Below are 1,350 nucleotides of genomic sequence, written 5' to 3' on the forward strand. Positions count from 1 at the left end.
TTGAGAGGTAAACCCCTCAAAACTGAACAAAGTTTCAACAACGTGTAGGTTTCCGATTAATTCCTTAGAAAGGAGGTGATCCAGCCGCAGGTTCTCCTACGGCTACCTTGTTACGACTTCACCCCAGTCATCTGCCCTGCCTTAGGCGGCTGGCTCCAAAAGGTTACCCCACCGACTTTGGGCATTGCAAACTCCCATGGTGTGACGGGCGGTGTGTACAAGGCCCGGGAACGTATTCACCGCGGCATGCTGATCCGCGATTACTAGCGATTCCGACTTCGTGCAGTCGAGTTGCAGACTGCAGTCCGAACTGAGAACGGTTTTAAGAGATTAGCTTGCCCTCGCGAGTTCGCGACTCGTTGTACCGTCCATTGTAGCACGTGTGTAGCCCAGGTCATAAGGGGCATGATGATCTGACGTCGTCCCCACCTTCCTCCGGTTTGTCACCGGCAGTCTCACTAGAGTGCCCAACTGAATGCTGGCAACTAGTAACAAGGGTTGCGCTCGTTGCGGGACTTAACCCAACATCTCACGACACGAGCTGACGACGACCATGCACCACCTGTCATTGCGTCCCCGAAGGGAACGCCCTATCTCTAGGGTTGGCGCAAGATGTCAAGACCTGGTAAGGTTCTTCGCGTAGCTTCGAATTAAACCACATGCTCCACCGCTTGTGCGGGCCCCCGTCAATTCCTTTGAGTTTCAACCTTGCGGTCGTACTCCCCAGGCGGAGTGCTTAATGCGTTAGCTCCGGCACTGAAGGGCGGAAACCCTCCAACACCTAGCACTCATCGTTTACGGCATGGACTACCAGGGTATCTAATCCTGTTCGCTACCCATGCTTTCGAGCCTCAGCGTCAGTTACAGACCAGGCAGCCGCCTTCGCCACTGGTGTTCTTCCATATATCTACGCATTCCACCGCTACACATGGAGTTCCACTGCCCTCTTCTGCACTCAAGTCATCCAGTTTCCGATGCACTTCTTCGGTTAAGCCGAAGGCTTTCACATCAGACTTAGAAAACCGCCTGCGCTCGCTTTACGCCCAATAAATCCGGATAACGCTTGCCACCTACGTATTACCGCGGCTGCTGGCACGTAGTTAGCCGTGACTTTCTGGTTGAATACCGTCAATACAAGAACAGTTACTCTCTTGCACATTCTTCTTCAACAACAGAGCTTTACGAGCCGAAACCCTTCTTCACTCACGCGGTGTTGCTCCATCAGGCTTGCGCCCATTGTGGAAGATTCCCTACTGCTGCCTCCCGTAGGAGTATGGGCCGTGTCTCAGTCCCATTGTGGCCGATCAGTCTCTCAACTCGGCTACGCATCATCGCCTTGGTAGGCCGTTA

1 rRNA gene is annotated in these 1,350 nt (G+C 53.6%); it reads right to left on the minus strand.

What is annotated here, in order from left to right:
- Positions 1 to 68: 68 nt before the first annotated feature.
- A 16S ribosomal RNA gene (locus BN54_RS09675) occupies positions 69 to 1,350 on the minus strand; the annotation flags it as partial.

The sequence above is a fragment of the Limosilactobacillus ingluviei str. Autruche 4 genome, from assembly GCF_000312405.1.
GTDB lineage: Bacteria > Bacillota > Bacilli > Lactobacillales > Lactobacillaceae > Limosilactobacillus > Limosilactobacillus ingluviei.